Source organism: Frigidibacter albus, assembly GCF_009908165.1.
In the GTDB taxonomy this organism is placed as follows: domain Bacteria; phylum Pseudomonadota; class Alphaproteobacteria; order Rhodobacterales; family Rhodobacteraceae; genus Frigidibacter; species Frigidibacter albus.
This window is the reverse complement of sequence record NZ_JAAAUC010000001.1, coordinates 417,011-432,258: the sequence shown is the minus strand read 5'-3', so window position 1 is coordinate 432,258 and position 15,248 is coordinate 417,011. Positions and strand designations below refer to the sequence as shown.

16 protein-coding genes are annotated in these 15,248 nt (G+C 69.0%); 6 read left to right on the top strand and 10 right to left on the bottom strand.

Translation table 11 applies throughout. From position 1 onward, the window contains the following. The first annotated feature begins 11 nt into the window (after positions 1–11). A complete protein-coding gene (locus tag GVY41_RS01890; protein ID WP_161342815.1) occupies positions 12–1,013 on the top strand; it encodes a polyprenyl synthetase family protein in 1,002 nt (333 codons plus the stop codon). Here GVY41_RS01890 and GVY41_RS01885 read toward each other — a convergent pair. From GVY41_RS01885 to GVY41_RS01875, 3 genes are all read right to left on the bottom strand, one after another. Continuing rightward, on the bottom strand, positions 989–1,855 hold the full coding sequence (locus GVY41_RS01885; RefSeq protein WP_161342813.1) for a 4-(cytidine 5'-diphospho)-2-C-methyl-D-erythritol kinase: 867 nt from the start codon (positions 1,853–1,855) through the stop codon (positions 989–991). The two genes, GVY41_RS01890 and GVY41_RS01885, sit on opposite strands and share 25 nt — an antisense overlap. Continuing rightward, positions 1,845–3,563 (bottom strand): tetratricopeptide repeat protein, encoded by a 1,719-nt coding sequence (locus GVY41_RS01880; protein ID WP_229725889.1) that lies wholly within the window; start codon positions 3,561–3,563, stop codon positions 1,845–1,847. The genes GVY41_RS01885 and GVY41_RS01880 overlap by 11 nt, the downstream gene beginning before the upstream one ends. Before the next feature lie 106 nt (positions 3,564–3,669). Continuing rightward, on the bottom strand, positions 3,670–5,322 hold the full coding sequence (locus tag GVY41_RS01875; RefSeq protein ID WP_161342811.1) for an electron transfer flavoprotein-ubiquinone oxidoreductase: 1,653 nt from the start codon (positions 5,320–5,322) through the stop codon (positions 3,670–3,672). Between the two features lie 257 nt (positions 5,323–5,579). Between GVY41_RS01875 and greA the strand changes: the two genes are divergently transcribed. Further along, positions 5,580–6,050: a transcription elongation factor GreA gene (greA, locus tag GVY41_RS01870; protein WP_161342809.1), complete on the top strand. Its 471-nt coding sequence runs from the start codon at positions 5,580–5,582 to the stop codon at positions 6,048–6,050. A gap of 18 nt (positions 6,051–6,068) precedes the next feature. Continuing rightward, positions 6,069–7,097 carry a hypothetical protein gene (locus tag GVY41_RS01865; protein ID WP_161342807.1) on the top strand — a complete coding sequence of 343 codons (1,029 nt, stop codon included), beginning with the start codon at positions 6,069–6,071 and terminating at the stop codon, positions 7,095–7,097. A 1-nt stretch (position 7,098) separates the two neighbouring features. On the opposite strand, the gene GVY41_RS01860 is transcribed toward GVY41_RS01865, so the two are convergent. Next, complete coding sequence (locus GVY41_RS01860; RefSeq protein ID WP_161342805.1) at positions 7,099–7,683, bottom strand: GNAT family N-acetyltransferase; 585 nt, start codon at positions 7,681–7,683, stop codon at positions 7,099–7,101. Continuing rightward, positions 7,680–8,300, bottom strand: coding sequence for a molybdenum cofactor guanylyltransferase MobA (gene mobA, locus GVY41_RS01855; RefSeq protein WP_161343120.1), 621 nt, complete (start codon positions 8,298–8,300; stop codon positions 7,680–7,682). Before mobA ends, GVY41_RS01860 begins: the two co-directional genes overlap by 4 nt. 124 nt (positions 8,301–8,424) lie before the next feature. Here mobA and GVY41_RS01850 point away from each other — a divergent pair, with 124 nt between their 5' ends. Both GVY41_RS01850 and GVY41_RS01845 read left to right on the top strand, forming a co-directional pair. Beyond that, positions 8,425–9,141: an AzlC family ABC transporter permease gene (locus GVY41_RS01850; protein ID WP_161342803.1), complete on the top strand. Its 717-nt coding sequence runs from the start codon at positions 8,425–8,427 to the stop codon at positions 9,139–9,141. Then, positions 9,138–9,461 carry an AzlD domain-containing protein gene (locus GVY41_RS01845; protein WP_161342801.1) on the top strand — a complete coding sequence of 108 codons (324 nt, stop codon included), beginning with the start codon at positions 9,138–9,140 and terminating at the stop codon, positions 9,459–9,461. The genes GVY41_RS01850 and GVY41_RS01845 overlap by 4 nt, the downstream gene beginning before the upstream one ends. A gap of 2 nt (positions 9,462–9,463) precedes the next feature. Here GVY41_RS01845 and GVY41_RS01840 read toward each other — a convergent pair whose 3' ends face one another. From GVY41_RS01840 to GVY41_RS01825, 4 genes are all read right to left on the bottom strand, one after another. Beyond that, positions 9,464–10,081: a hypothetical protein gene (locus tag GVY41_RS01840; protein ID WP_161342799.1), complete on the bottom strand. Its 618-nt coding sequence runs from the start codon at positions 10,079–10,081 to the stop codon at positions 9,464–9,466. A gap of 34 nt (positions 10,082–10,115) precedes the next feature. Beyond that, entirely contained in the window at positions 10,116–10,250 is a 135-nt protein-coding gene (locus GVY41_RS01835) for an aa3-type cytochrome c oxidase subunit IV (RefSeq protein ID WP_161342797.1), read from the bottom strand. A 123-nt stretch (positions 10,251–10,373) separates the two neighbouring features. Beyond that, positions 10,374–11,414 (bottom strand): MBL fold metallo-hydrolase, encoded by a 1,041-nt coding sequence (locus GVY41_RS01830; RefSeq protein WP_229725890.1) that lies wholly within the window; start codon positions 11,412–11,414, stop codon positions 10,374–10,376. After that, entirely contained in the window at positions 11,411–13,111 is a 1,701-nt protein-coding gene (locus GVY41_RS01825) for an acyl-CoA dehydrogenase family protein (protein WP_161342795.1), read from the bottom strand. Before GVY41_RS01825 ends, GVY41_RS01830 begins: the two co-directional genes overlap by 4 nt. A 128-nt stretch (positions 13,112–13,239) precedes the next feature. On the opposite strand from GVY41_RS01825, the gene GVY41_RS01820 reads away from it, so the two are divergent. Continuing rightward, a complete protein-coding gene (locus GVY41_RS01820) occupies positions 13,240–14,196 on the top strand; it encodes an L-threonylcarbamoyladenylate synthase (protein WP_161342794.1) in 957 nt (318 codons plus the stop codon). Here the strand turns inward: GVY41_RS01820 and GVY41_RS01815 are convergent. After that, positions 14,193–15,218 (bottom strand): endonuclease/exonuclease/phosphatase family protein, encoded by a 1,026-nt coding sequence (locus tag GVY41_RS01815; protein WP_331250888.1) that lies wholly within the window; start codon positions 15,216–15,218, stop codon positions 14,193–14,195. The genes GVY41_RS01820 and GVY41_RS01815 overlap by 4 nt on opposite strands. Between the last annotated feature and the right edge of the window lie 30 nt (positions 15,219–15,248).

The window sequence follows — 15,248 nt, the reverse complement described above, 5'->3', positions numbered from 1 at the left end:
ACGGGGTAACGATGAGCTTGGACGACGCCGCAACCAAACCGCATGACCGCCTGGCCGAACATCTGGCCGCGGATATGGAACGCGTGAACCTGCTGATCCGGGACCGGATGGCCTCGCAGCACGCACCGCGGATCCCCGAGGTGACGGCGCATCTGGTCGAGGCCGGCGGCAAGCGCCTGCGCCCGATGCTGACGCTGGCGGCGGCACGGATGTGCGGCTATGGCGGCCCCTATCACGTGCATCTGGCGGCGACGGTGGAGTTCATCCACACCGCGACCCTGCTGCATGACGATGTGGTCGATGAAAGCACCCAGCGGCGCGGGCGGCCCACGGCCAACCTGCTGTGGGACAACAAATCCTCGGTTCTGGTCGGCGATTACCTGTTCGCGCGCAGCTTCCAGCTGATGACGGAAACCGGGTCGATGCGGGTGATGGGGATCCTGTCCAACGCCTCGGCGGTGATTGCCGAGGGCGAGGTGCTGCAGCTGACCGCCGCGCAGGATCTGGCGACGGATGAGGGCGTCTACCTGCAGGTGATCCGCGGCAAGACCGCCGCGCTGTTTTCCGCGGCAACCGAGGTGGGCGGCGTCATCGCCGGCGCGCCCGAGGATCAGGTGCAGGCCCTGCACGCCTATGGCGACGCGCTTGGCATCGCCTTCCAGATCGTCGATGACCTTTTGGATTACGGCGGGCTGTCCGAGGTGATCGGCAAGAATACCGGCGACGATTTCCGCGAGCGCAAGCTGACGCTGCCGGTGATCAAGGCGGTAGCGCTGGCCGATGCGGAAGAGCGCGCCTTCTGGGTCCGGGTCATCGAGAAGGGCGACCAGCGCGAGGGCGATCTGCAGCAGGCGCTGGCGCTGATGCAAAAGCACGGCACGCTGCAGGCGACGCGGGCCGAGGCACTGGACTGGGCCGCCAAGGCCAAGGCCGCGCTGACGGCGCTACCTCCGCATCCGCTGCGCGAGATGCTGGCCGATCTGGCCGATTACGTGGTGGCGCGCGTCTCCTGATCCGGCGCGGGCAGCATCCGCGCTGCCTGCACCCACCAGCCTGCCGCCGCTGCCGCAAGGGCTGCGGCCGCGCCCCGGGCCGGCGCCTCGGCAGCGAAGAGGCCAAAGCAGGTCGCCCCAGACCCCGACATCCGCGCCAGAAGGCACCCGGTCTGTGCGCCAAGCGCGGCCAGAACCTCGCTCACCTGCGGCTGCAGGGCGCGGGCGGGCGGCTCCAGATCGTTGCGCAGCCCCAGCAGGAACGCGGCGAAGGTGGCGGCATCTGTGCAAGCGGGCACCTCAGGCATCGGCGCGCCATCCTTGCGGTCAAGCGCCCGGAACACGGCAGGCGTTGACACCGGCACCCCCGGATTGACCAGCACCAGCCAGGCGGGCGGCAAGGGCGGCACATCGGACAACTGATCCCCGATCCCGGCCATTCGACGGGGCCGCGCGTCCAGGCAGACCGGCACATCGGCCCCCAGCACCGCCGTCGCCTCGGCCGCGGGCAGCGGCAGTTCCCACAGCCGCGCCAGAACCCGCAGCGCCGCCGCCGCATCCGAAGACCCGCCGCCGATCCCGGCCGCAGCGGGCAGATGCTTGTCGAGCGTCAGGCGCGCGCCGCGCGATGGGTCCAGCAACCGGGCCGCGCGCAACACGAGGTTTTCCGGCCCCGTCGGCACTCCTTCGGCACGTGGCCCTGTGACTTGCAGGGTCAGATCGTCAGCCGCCTCTGCCGTCAGCCGGTCCCCGACATCGGCAAAGACCACCAGGCTGTCCAGCAGGTGATAGCCATCCGCCCGTTGCCCGGTGACATGCAGCGCGAGGTTGACCTTGGCGGGCGCGAAGCCTTCAGTCGGCATTCTGGGAAACGGCGAGCGGGGCTGCACCTTCCGCCGCCAGCACGGCATCGAGCCCGATCTCCAGCTTGCGGCGAATGCGGTCCGCGTCGGCCTCGCTGCTGTCATCGGCGAAAGACAGCGCCCGGCTCCACTGGAACTCGGCCTCGCGCTTGCGGCCCACCGACCAATAGACATCGCCCAGATGGTCGTTGACCACTGCATCGACCGGCATCAGCTCCACCGCGCGTTCCATCGGCGCCACGGCTTCAGCATAACGGCCCAGGCGGTAATAGGCCCAGGCGAGGCTGTCGACGATATAGCCATCCTCCGGCCGGGCGGCGACGGCGCTTTCGATCATCGCCAGCGCCTCGTCGAAATTGCGGCCCTGTTCGAGGAAGGAATAGCCCAGGTAGTTCAGCACCTGCGGCTGATCCGGCTGCAGTTCCAGAGCCTTGCGCATGTCGGCCTCGGCAGAGTCGTGGCGGTTCTGCCGCTCGTGGCAGATGCCGCGGGCGTAATAGACCGGCCATTGGCCCGCGCTTTCCTCGCCGAACAGCGCGATGGCGGCGTCATAGGCGCCGATCGCCTCCTCATACCGCTCGGCCCGGCGCAGCACGTCGCCCAGAGTGGCCGAGATCACTTCCTGATCGGGGTAGGACTTGGCCAGTTGCTGCAGGGCCTCGATCGCGGCATCCATCCGGTCCGCGGCAATCAGCGCCTCGGCCCGGCCCAGTTCCGCGACCGGATAGGCCGGATCGTCGCGCGGGATGCGGTTGTAGGAAACGGTGGCCAGATCATACTGGTCCTGGCTTTCCAGGAGCGCGGCCACCAGCAGGATCGCATCGACATGATCGGGGCGCAGGTATTCGCCAAGCCTTGCATAGACCAGCGTGAACACGTCGGTCGCCTCGCCGCTCAGCGCGCCGGCGAGCGAGTGGAACAGTTCGGCCATCCCGTCGGCGGGGCTGGTCACAACGGTGAAGGGCAGCATCTCGCCCGCCTCCAGCTGCGCACGCATCGCCTCCAGCGTCGGGTCCGGCTCGTTGCCGAAGGCCTTGTCGATCAGCTCGATGGCGGCGGGGTTGCGCTCCAGCTGGCTCAGCACCTCGGCATGGGCGATCACGCCGCGGCGGGTCAGCGACAGCGGTCCGGCGGCTTCCCCCGCAAGGATCGCGTCGGCTCCTTCGAAATCACCGACCGAGGCCAGCGCCAGCGCCTTGTGATAGGCCCCGAACAGCTCCAGCCCCTGAACTTCGGTCACCTCGTCAAAGGCAGTCTGCGCTTCGGACATCTGGCCACGGCCAAGCTCGGCCCAGGCCCGGAACAGCCCCTCGACCAGAGGTCCCACGGTGGTGCCAGCCTCCAGCCGCTCCAGCGCCGCATCGAACTCGCCGCGCTTGGCCAGATCGACCAGCAGCACCAGATCGGCCACCTGGCTTTCGCGACCGCTGCCCAGCATTGCCGTGGCGACCGGAACCGCCCGCTGGATCTCGCCAAGGCCAAGCTGCGCCAGGATCGCGCTTTCCAGCAGCAGCGCGTTCGAAGGATCGCGGGCCAGGGCCTGGGTGTAATACGTGGCTGCCTCGCGATAGTCGCTATGGGCGCTGGCGACGCGGGCAGCAAGGTAGGGGCCCGCGGCGACCTCTGCCTCGGCACGCACGGCCGTGGCAAGGCTCAGCGCGAGCGCAGAAGCAGAGGCAATCAGCGCAAGTCGGCGAAAACGGATCACACGGCAATTCCTTCTGGCAAGTTCACCGAAGGTAGGCCGCAAGGCACCGCTTGGCAATCGGCGGCAGTAGCGCAAGGGGCGCGCTGCCGCCGATCACACGCGATTGTCACATGTTTGGATAGTTCGGCCCGTCGCCCCCCTGCGGCGTGGTCCAGACGATGTTCTGGCTGGGATCCTTGATGTCGCAGGTCTTGCAATGCACACAGTTCTGGAAGTTGATCTGGAAGCGCGCGTTGCCCGCTTCGTCCGTCAACACCTCATAGACCCCGGCCGGGCAATAGCGGGTTGCCGGTTCGGCGTATTTGGGCAGGTTCACCGCAATCGGGATCGACGGGTCGCGCAGCTTCAGGTGGCAGGGCTGGCTTTCCTCGTGATTGGTGGCCGAGAAGGCGACGTTGGTCAGCCGGTCGAAGGACAGCTTGCCATCCGGGCGCGGATATTCGATCGGCTTGAACTTCGCCGCCTCGCCCGTGGCTGCCGCATCGGATTTGCCATGGCGCAGGGTGCCGAAGAGGGTGCCGCCGAAGATCGAGGCGAACCACATGTCGGCCCCGCCCAGCATCAGGCTGGCCGTCAGCCCGTACTTGGACCAGAACGGCTTGACGTTGCGTACCTTCTTGAGGTCCTTGGCCACCGGCCCGCTGCGCAGGTCGCTCTCATAAGCCGTCAGTTCGTCGCCCTGCCGCCCGGCGCCGATGGCTTCATAGGCCGCCTCTGCCGCGGCCTTGCCCGACAGCATGGCGTTGTGGTTACCCTTGATCCGCGGCACGTTGACCAGCCCGGCCGAGCATCCCAGCAGCGCCCCGCCCGGGAACACCACCTTGGGGATCGACTGCCAGCCGCCCTCGGAGATCGCCCGCGCGCCGTAAGCCACGCGCTTGCCGCCCTCCAGCAACTCCGCCACCATCGGATGGTGCTTGAACTGCTGGAATTCCATGTAGGGGTAGAGGTAGGGGTTCTCGTAGTTCAGGTGAACGACAAAGCCGACCAACACCTGGTTGTTGTCCATGTGGTAGATGAACGACCCGCCGCCGGCCTTGCTGCCAAGCGGCCAGCCCATCGTGTGGGTGACGGTGCCGGGCTTATGCTTGGCAGGGTCGATCTCCCAGATTTCCTTCATGCCGAGGCCGAATTTCTGCGGGCATTTGCCCTTGGACAGCTCGAACTTCGCCATAACCTCTTTCGCAAGGCTGCCGCGCACGCCTTCGGACAGGAAGACGTATTTGCCCAGCAGTTCCATCCCGGGCTCATAGCCGTCGCCGATGGTGCCGTCGGGGTTCTTGCCGAACTCGCCCGCGACCACGCCCTTCACGGCGCCGTCCGGCCCATAGACCAGCTCTGACGCGGCCATGCCCGGGAAGATCTCGACCCCCAGTCCTTCGGCCACGCCCGCCATCCAGCGGCAGACATTTCCCATGCTGACGATGTAGTTGCCGTGGTTCGACATCAGCGGCGGCATCGGCCAGTTCGGCACCCGGATCTGCCCGGCCGGCCCCAGCACGTAGAAGTTGTCCTCCTGCACCGGCACGGTGATGGGCGCGCCCATCCCACGCCAATCGGGCAACAGCGCATCAAGGCCCGAAGGATCCAGCACCGCGCCCGACAGGATATGCGCCCCGACCTCGGAGCCCTTTTCCAGCACGACGACCGACAGATCGGCATCGAGTTGCTTCAGGCGGATCGCCGCAGACAGGCCCGCAGGACCCGCCCCCACGATCACCACATCATACTCCATCGATTCCCGTTCGATCCCGGTCATCCCTGTCTCCTCCGGCTCGCGATTGCTGGCAATTTCAAGTCCGGCCAAGGGTTAACTTACCCGGCGGCACGACGCAATCGTGACGCGGCATCACAGCCCCTGACAAGAAAGCTGGATGAAGGTGGGCGGATCGGCCCCCTGCGGCCGCAAGCCCCTTGCATTCGCGGCGCATCCGGGGTCAGTTGCATCAAACGCGACCGAGGAACGGCACCGCGGCCCCTATGGGGCGAGCGGTGTTTTTGACTTACGTGAGTGCCATGGAAAAGATACCGATGACCCGCGCGGGTTTCGACGCGCTAGACTCTGAACTGCGGACCCTGAAGTCGGTGGAACGTCCCGCCGTCATCAAGGCCATTGCCGAGGCGCGCGAGCATGGCGACCTGTCGGAGAATGCCGAATATCACGCCGCGCGCGAGAAGCAGAGCTTCGTCGAAGGCCGCGTGAAAGAGCTGGAATCGATCCTTGGCCGCGCCGAGGTGATCGACCCCACCCGCCTGTCCGGCACCATCAAGTTCGGCGCCACCGTCACCCTGATCGACGAAGACTCCGAGGAAGAGCGCACCTATCAGATCGTGGGCGAACCCGAGGCCGACATCGAACGCGGGATGCTGAACATCCGCTCGCCGCTGGCGCGCGCGCTGATCGGCAAGGACGAAGGCGACAGCGTCGAAGTCCGCACCCCCGGCGGCGAGAAAAGCTACGAGATCGTCAGCATCCGGTTCGTATAGGGCGAGGGGCGGGGTTCCATGACGGACCGACAGGACGACCGCCCGATCGGACAAGGCCTTTCCGGCCAGTCCGAAACCACCCGCATTTCGGCAACCGAAGTGATCGCGGCGGCGCTGACCCTGTGCTGGCTGGGGCTGGTTGCGGCTTTTTTCCTGATGACCGACCGCACGGACGGGGGCGGCAATGCCCTTGGAATGACCATGACGCTGGTGGCGATCTGCCTGCCGGTGGCGATGATCTGGGTGGCTGCCGTCACCGCCCGCACCGCGCGCGAGATGCGGGCCGAGGCGCAGCGGCTGCAGGGCGCCATCGACGCGATGCGCAGCGCCTGGATGCAGCAGGCGCAGACCACCGCGCTTGGCATGAAACCCTCGGTCGAGAAGAAGCTGGACGAGATCGCGGCGGCGCAGCGCCAGACCGAAACCGCCATCGCCACCTTCACCTCGCGCCGCGACACCGCCGCCAGCCAACCCTCGGCCGACCGCAAGGCCGCGCTCGCCGCCCCCCGCGTCGCGGCATCGGGCGAGGATCAGCCGGGGCTGGCGCTTGGCACCCCGGCCGAGGACATGCGCGCGCCGGTCTCGGTGGCCGATTTCATCCAGGCGCTGAACTTCCCCGACTCGCCCGAGGACCGCGACGGCTTCCGCGCCCTACGCCGGGCGCTGGAAGACCGCACCATGGCCAAGCTGATCCGCGCCGCGCAGGACGTGCTGACGCTGCTGGCGCAGGACGGCATCTATATGGACGACCTGAAGCCCGACCGCGCCAAGCCCGAGGTCTGGCGCCGCTTCGCCTCGGGCGAGCGCGGCAAGGGCATCGCCGCGCTTGGCGGGGTGCGGGATCGGTCGAGCCTTGCGCTGACCGCGGGGCGGATGCGGCAGGACACCATCTTCCGCGACGCCGCCCACCATTTCCTGCGCCAGTTCGACCGCACCTTCCAGGAGTTCGAGAAGAACTCCGCCGATCAGGAAGTGGCGGAATTCGCCGAAACCCGCACCGCCCGCGCCTTCATGCTGCTGGGGCGGGTGACGGGGACCTTCGACTGAGCTACAGCGGCCGCACCATCATCGTCACGGTCTGAAAGCCGAACAGCACCCCGGTGATGCGGCTGTGCGACAGCCCGGCGGCGGCAAAACCCGCGCGTTCATAAAGCGCCCGGGCGCGGATATTCTCGCCTACGACATCCAGCCGCATCTGCCCATAGCCGCGGGCCCGACCCTCGGAGCAGAGCGCATCCAGCAGTGCCCGGCCGATCCCCTGTCCGCGACGGTCGGCCCGCACGCAGATGCCGTCGACCAAAAAGCGGTCATTGTCGACGTCGCGAGTCAGCAGCGCCAGCAGACCGGCGCGCAAGGTGCCCCCCGCCCGGCCATAGGCGCCGCGCAGATCGGCAGGCCCGCCACCGACGAAGCTGCCATAGGGCGAGCGGAACCCTGCAATCCCGATGACCGTCCCATCGGCGTCAAGGGCGGCAAAGGCATGGTCGGGCCGCATCACCTGCGCCACATAGGCCAGCGCCCGCGCCTCGGGCCCCATCACCCGCCCCAGCTTGCCGCCGAAGGCCTGCCAGTAGAGCGCCGCCGCCTCGGCCCGGCGGGCGGGATCGAAGCCGTGGCAGACGCTATAGGTCATCCGCGCTCACCGCGCAGCAGCGCCTCGGCATCGGAAAGGTCTTCGGGCGTGTTGAGGTTCACAAAGGGATCAAAACCGGCTTCGGATGCGAACTGGACCGTCACCGCCCCCTGATCCAGCGCCCAACCGGCCACGCGCCGCTGCCCCTGATCCAGCGCCAGCCGCAGATCCTCGCGCAGCCGCACCGGCCAGAGCGCGGCAGCCGGATGCAAGCCACTGTCACTCGCCGCCAGCACCGGCCCGCCGCCCGGCACGGCGGCGGCGGCCAGCCGCGCCACCAGATCGCGCGGCACGAAGGGCGTGTCCACCGGCACCGTCGCCAGCCAGTCCGCGCCCTGCCCCGCCGCCCAGTCCAGCCCCGCCAGCACGCCTGCCAGCGGACCCGGCCGATCCGGCGCTGCATCTGATAGCAGCGGCAGCCCCAGATGCGCCAGCGCCGCAGGCTCTCCGTTCCAGGACACCGCGACGCCGCCCACCTGCGGGGCCAGCCGGTCCAGCACATGTGCGATCAGCGGCCGCCCGGCCAGTGCCAGCAGCGCCTTGTCCTGGCCCATGCGCGAGGATCGCCCCCCCGCCAGCACGAGCCCCGCCACATCCGCCGTCCCCGCGCTGCCCATCACCGCCAGATCGCCCCTTGCAGCCGCCCCTTGCTCATGCCTATGACTTGGCCCACCGCCCGTCCAGACCTTCCCGCATCCGCGGCCACCTCGCGCCCGGATCCTCCCAAGCCCAGAGCTTTCCATGACCTCCTCCCTGTCCCGATCCGCCTTCTGGCGCGGCTTCCGCGAAGGTCTGCCCTTCGTTCTGGTCATCGTGCCCTTCGGCCTGCTGTTCGGCGTCGTCGCCACCGAGGCCGGGTTCAACCTTGCCGAGACGATGGCGATGACGGTGCTGGTGATCGCGGGCGCCTCGCAATTCGCCGCGGTGCAGATGATGGCCGACAACGCGCCCGCGCTGGTGGTGGTGGTGACGGCGCTGGCGGTGAACCTGCGGATGGCGATGTATTCGGCGGCGTTGACCCCGCATCTGGGCCGCGCCCCAGTCTGGCAGCGGGCGCTGATCGCCTACACGCTGGTGGACCAGGCCTATGCGCTGGCGGCGCAGGAATACGAACTCCGGCCCCGGCAGAGCATGGGCGAGAAGGTGGCGTATTTCCTTGGCGTCTCGATGGTCATCTGCCCGCTGTGGTATGGGACAACGCTGATCGGCGCGACGATGGGCGAGGCGATCCCGCCCGGGATGGCGCTGGATTTCGCGGTGCCAATCACCTTTCTGGCGATGGTGGCGCCGATGCTGCGGACGCTGGCGCATGTGGTCGCTGCGCTGGTGTCGGTCCTCGTGGCGCTGCTGCTGGCCTGGATGCCGCACAATACCGGGCTGCTGGTTGCCGGGCTGGTGGCGATGGCGGCGGGGGCACAGACCGAACTTTGGCAGGCACGGCGGAGCGCAGGGCTATGAACACGGTCGAAACCTGGGTGATCATCATCTTGCTGGGGCTCGGCACCTTCGTGCTGCGCTTTTCGTTCCTGGGCATGATCGGCGGCCGGCCGATGCCGGAATGGGTGCTGCGCCATCTGCGCTATACCCCGGTGGCGGTGCTGCCCGCGCTGGTCGCCCCCGCCGTCGTCTGGCCCGCCGCGACGGGCGGCGACCCCGACGCGGCGCGGCTGCTGGCGGCCTTTGCCACCGTGGCGATTGGCCTCGCCACGCGCAATGCGCTGTGGTCGATCGTCGGCGGCGCCGCCACGCTCTACGGCGCGCTCTGGCTGCTTGGCTGACCCTAGTTGGCTGCCACCGCAGCCGCAGCAGTCGCCTGCGCGGCGAGCAGCCCGGTATTGTCATCGGAATCGTCGTCATAGATCTTGCGGGTCTGCACGTTCGGCAGCTTCTCGAAGGCGCGCATGATCTTGGCGGGGTAGAAGGTCTGCGGAATGCTCTCGAACCCCGGCAGATCGTTCAGGATATCGCTGACATTGGCGCCGCACATCGCCTTGGGCACCGCGCCGTTGGCCTGAACCTTGGCCATCGCCAGCGCCGCAACCTCGGGCGAGACATAGATCTTCTGCTCGACCACGTGGTAGGTCTCGCGGGCGTGGTAGTCGATGTAGAAGTCCAGCATCGTCGGCGTCATCCCGAAGATGACATCGTTGCGCTCGGCGGTGTTGGTGTGCCACCAGGTGCCGGCGGGATCGAACATGACCCGCTGCGAGCTGTTGACCAGGATCGCCGAATGCCCGCCCTCGCCGTTGGAGTTGCGGATCGCGGTATAGAGCGTGATCGACGGAGGCTCGGGGCTGACATAGGCAGCGCGCTGCACGTCGGCATCGGGAGCCCATTTGGGTTCTGCGCAGGCGGCAAGAGCCAGCGGAATGGCGAGGGCGGCAAAAGCGCGGCGCATGGGGGATCCCGTCAGATGATGATCGCGGTTGCGATCAGGCGTTGGTGAGGGCGAGGAAGATCAGAAAGCCGATCGACAGACCCGCGCCCCACATCGAGAAGCGGATGAAACCCGCGAAGGTCTTTTCCTGAACCTTGATATCCATGCTTCCGGGCTTGTGTTCGGCCATGTCTGCACTCCCTGAAATCTGTTTCCTGCGGATCAGATACCCGATTCACCGGGGGCTGTCACGCCCTGCAAGCCCCGGGCCCGGTCACCTTTCCGAACTGTGATCTGCCTGCCCCTCGAAGCGTCAGCTGCCCGCGCGCTGCCACATCCAGGCCCCGTCCGCGCCCCGGCTGCGGGTAACGGCGCCCTTGTGAAGCAGGTGGTTCAGATGCGCGACCGCCTCGACCAGCGCCATGCCGTGCTCGGCCCCGCCGATCTCGCGCTTGAACAGCGGCAAGAAGCACCCGGCGGCGGTGCGCGGCACCTCCAGATGCGCCATCAGCCGGTCCAGCGCGCCCTCGTGGTTCTCGACCATCTGGCGCAGTCGCAGCGGCAGCCCGGTGAAGGGCAGCTTGTGGCCGGGCAGCACCAGATGCCGTTCCTCGGCATGGGTGGCAAAGCGCGCGCAAGACGCCATCCAGTCCGCCACCGGATCGGCCAGGGGTTCGGTCGCATAGACGCCGAGATTGGCCGAGATCGAGGGCAGCAGCTGATCGCCCCCCAGCACCAGATCGTCATCGAGGCTCCAGAACGTCGCATGTTCGGGGGCGTGGCCATCGCCGCAGCGGATGATCCAGGTGCGCCCGCCGATGCGGATGGTGCCCCCTTCGCGGATGCGCCGGTAGCCAAGCGGCAGCGGGTGGACCACGTCGCAGAAGTTGAACGGCCTCTCTGCTGACCGGCGCGCCAGCAGCCCCGCCTCCATCCCCGCGCCGCGCCAGAAGGCGACGGTCTCGGGCAAGGGCAGCGGCTGTTCGTCCAGCACCATCATCCGGGCCAGCAGCCAGCTGGTGCGGGTGGTGACCAGCTCTGCCCCCCGCGCCTGAAACCAGCCGGCAAGGCCAATATGGTCGGGGTGGTAATGGGTGGCGATCAGCCGCCGCACCGGACGCCCGGCGAGCGGGCCGGACAGGATCGCTTCCCACTCCGCGCGGCTGCGGGCGGTGTCGAAGCCGGTATCGACCACCGTCCAGCCGTCGTCCTCATCCAGCGCGAAGCAGTTGACGTGGTCGAGCCGCATCGGCAGCGGCAGGCGCATCCACAGCACCCCCTCCGCCACCTGCACCGCCTGCCCGGGCTCGGGCGGGGTATCCCAAGGGTAGCGGATGCCGGGGGCTGCGCTCACGCCGCCAGATCCTCGGCTGACAGGGCATAAAGGCCCGCGGCGCCCTGCTTCGCCTCATCAAGCGCGGCGGCGAATTGCGGCATGAGGCGGGTGACGTAGATACGCGCCAGCGCGGCGCGCGGCCCTGCCTCGGCTTCGGCCATCGCGGCCTTCAGGTGGAAATGCCCGCCAAGCACCCGCGCGAAGGCGCGCAGATAGGGCACCGCCCCCGCGAACCGGTCCTGCACGTCCTGACGGACCAGCCATTCCGTCGCCTCGCGCAGCGTCTCGGCCGCCGTCCAGACGTGCTCGGCCAGATCGGCAAGCTCGGGGCGGGCGGCGCGGGCGGCGTTGGCGGCATCCTCGACCTCTTGCAGCAGGCGGAAGGCAGCCTCGCCGCCATCCATCATCTTGCGGCCGACAAGGTCCATCGCCTGGATGCCGTTGGTGCCCTCATAGATCGCCGTCACCCGCACGTCGCGGTAGAACTGCGCGGCGCCGGTTTCCTCGACAAAGCCCATGCCGCCATGCACCTGCACCCCGGTTTCCGAAACGGCCATGCCGACATCGGTGCCAAAGGCCTTGGCGATCGGGGTCAGCAGCGCGGCGCGGGCCTGCCATTCCGGCTCGCCCGTGGCGCGGCCCATGTCCAGCGCCACGGCGCAGGCCAGCGCGATGGAGCGGGCGGCGAAGATGTCGGCCTTCATGCCGGTCAGCATCCGCCGCACATCGGCATGGTCGATGATCGCACCCATCTGCTTGCGGTCCAGCGCGTAGTCCAGCGCCTTCTGATAGGCCGCCTCGGCCACCCCGATGCCCTGCACGCCCACAGCCAGCCGGGCGTTGTTCATCATCGTGAACATCGCCGCCATGCCCTTCGCCTCGCCGCCGACCATCCAGCCGGTCGCGCCCTCGAAGGCCATCACGCAGGTCGGCGAGCCATGCAGGCCCATCTTGTGCTCCAGGCTGACGACCTTGAGGCTGTTGCGGGCGCCGGGCGCGCCATCCGCATCCGGGATGTATTTCGGCACCATGAACAGGCTGATCCCGCGCGTGCCCGGCGCGGCATCCGGCAGCCGCGCCAGCACCAGATGGCAGACATTCGCGGTCACGTCGCTGTCGCCCCAGCTGATGTAGATCTTGGTGCCCGTCACCGCATAGGTGCCGTCGCCCTTGGGTTCGGCCTTGGTCCTGACCGCCCCCACATCCGACCCGGCCTGCGGCTCGGTCAGGTTCATCGTGCCCGACCACTCACCCGAAATCAGCTTGGGCAGATAGAGGGCCTTCAGCGCGTCGCTGGCATGATGCTCCAGCGCCTCGATCTGGCCCTGCGTCAGCAGCGGGTTCAGCTGCAGCGCAAGGCAGGCACCCGACATCATGTCGTTGACCGCCATGTTCAGCGCCTGCGGCAGGCCCATGCCGCCGAATTCCTGCGGGCCGGCAAGTCCGACCCAGCCACCCTCGGCAATTGCCTGATAGCCCTCGGCGAAACCCGGGGAGGAGCGCAGCACGCCATTTTCCAACCGCGCGGGATGCAGATCGCCCGCGCGTTGCAGCGGGGCCAGAACCTCATCGCACATGCGCCCGGCCTCGGTCAGGATCGCGTCCACCGTGTCGGCCGTCGCCTCGGCGAAGCGTTCGGTCGCGGCGACAGGGGCCAGCGGCACCACCTGATCGAGGATGAAGCGGAATTCGCCGACGGGGGACCGGTAAGGCATGTCTCTCTCCCTGAACAATCGCTCGCCTTGGCAAGACCCGGCGCGGCGCGTATGTGACCCTCTACGCGGCCACACCTAAAGCACGGTCCGGCCGCCTCAACCCTTACGCTACGTCATAACGGATCCGGATGCCGCAGCACACCCGCCTTTTGCCCGCCACGCCCGAGGGGCTGACCGACGCCGCAGCGCTGCTGGCGGCAGGCGAGCTTGTCGCCTTCCCGACAGAGACGGTCTACGGGCTTGGCGGCGATGCCCGGTCGGACATCGCCTGCGCCCGGATCTTTGCGGCGAAGGGGCGGCCGCAATTCAACCCGCTGATCGTGCATGTGCCGGATCTGGCAGCGGCGCGGGTGTTTGCCGAGGTGGGGGACGAGGCAGAGCGGCTGGCGGCGGCATTCTGGCCTGGGCCGCTGACGCTGGTGCTTCCGCTGAGGATGGGCTCGGGCCTGTCGCCGCTGGTGACGGCGGGGCTGGGAACGGTCGCGGTGCGGGTTCCGGCGCATCCGCTGGCGCAGGCGCTGCTGCGGGTGTTCGGCGGGCCGCTGGCGGCGCCCTCGGCCAACCCTTCCGGCAAGGTCAGCCCGACACGGGCGGCGCATGTGATGGCGGGGCTGGCGGGCCGTATCGCGGCGGTGGTCGACGGCGGCGACTGCGCCGTGGGGGTGGAGAGCACGATCCTTGGCCTTGCCGGAGAGCCCGTGCTGCTGCGCCCCGGCGGGCTGCCGGTGGAGGCGCTGGAGGCTTGCCTTGGCATGGCCTTGGCGACGGGCGGCGATGCCGCCAAACCCTCGGCCCCCGGCCAGCTTGCCTCGCATTACGCGCCCGGCGCGGCGCTGCGGCTGGGGGTGACGGAACCGGAGGCCGGCGAGGTCTGGATTGGTTTCGGGCCCTGCGCGGGTGCCACGCTGACCCTGTCAGAGACCGGCGATCTGGTCGAGGCGGCGGCGACCCTGTTCCACCTGCTGCGCGAGGCGGATGCCTTGGCCGGGCCGGGCGGGTGCATCGCCGTGGCGCCAGTGCCTGAGCGCGGGCTCGGCCGCGCGATCAATGACCGGCTTCGGCGGGCGGCAGCGCCCCGGCCCTAGGGCAGATCGACCCGCACCCAGACCAGCCGGTGCCGCGAGGCGGCGCGCGCCTCCTCGGCCAGCGGCGCACCCAGCGGGGGCCAGAGCACCCCAGCCTCCAGCACCCGCAGATCGGCGGAGGGCAGCACCAGATCCACCCGCATGTTGCCCGGCCTGCCCGGCTCATCCGGCCAGTCGGCGGTATCGAGCGCGGGATCGCCCCGGTGCCCGGCATTGACCCCGCCCTGCCCTGCCGCCTCTGCCCCGCCTTCGGAGCGCGGTCCGGAATCTTGCAACCGCGGATCGGCCAGCAGCGCGTGGATTGCCTCGCGCCGCCCCTCGCCATCCGCCGGGTCAAGGTTGCTGTCCCCCAGCAGCACGAAGGGCGGCGAGGGCGGCGCAAAGGACAGCCGGCCGTCCAGCAGCGCCGTCCAGAACGCCGCCTCGTCATGGTTGCGGCGGCCATTGCGGTCTTCGGGCCCATCGAAGACAGGGGGTGTGGCGTGCCAGACCAGCAGCGTCAGCCGCCCGCCGCCCGGCAAGATCACCGGCACTGCCCAATGCCCGGTCGTGGACAGGCGCTGCACAGCCCTCGCTTCGGGGGTCATGTCCGGCGGCAGCAGCGCGCCGGGCAGATCGGCCCAGAGGAAGCGGGAATAGTCCTGCACCGCCCCCGTCTCCAGCGGCAGCCGCGACAGGATCGCCATCCCGCCCTCGCCCGCAAACCGCCCCCAGCCCTGCGCGTCGCCGGGCCCACCAAGCTGGCCGTCGCCGTCCAGATCCAGCGGTGTCATCCAGCCGGTGTTGGGGCGCAGGGCGAAGCGGTGGGGGTAGTCCACGCCCCGCGCCGCAATCCGCGCGGCGAAGGCCGACAGTGCGGCAAGCCCGTGGTCATAGTCGATGCCGGTCAGCACCAGCACATCGGGCGCGGCGGCAGCGATGACCGCAGCGGCAGCCTCGGCCTGCGGATCGTCGCCGCGCAGCAAGTCGCGCAGCAAGAGCCCCGGCCCCTCGCGGCTGAGTTCGACGTTGAAGGTGGCGATGGTCAGCGGCTCGGCGGCAACCGGCGTGGC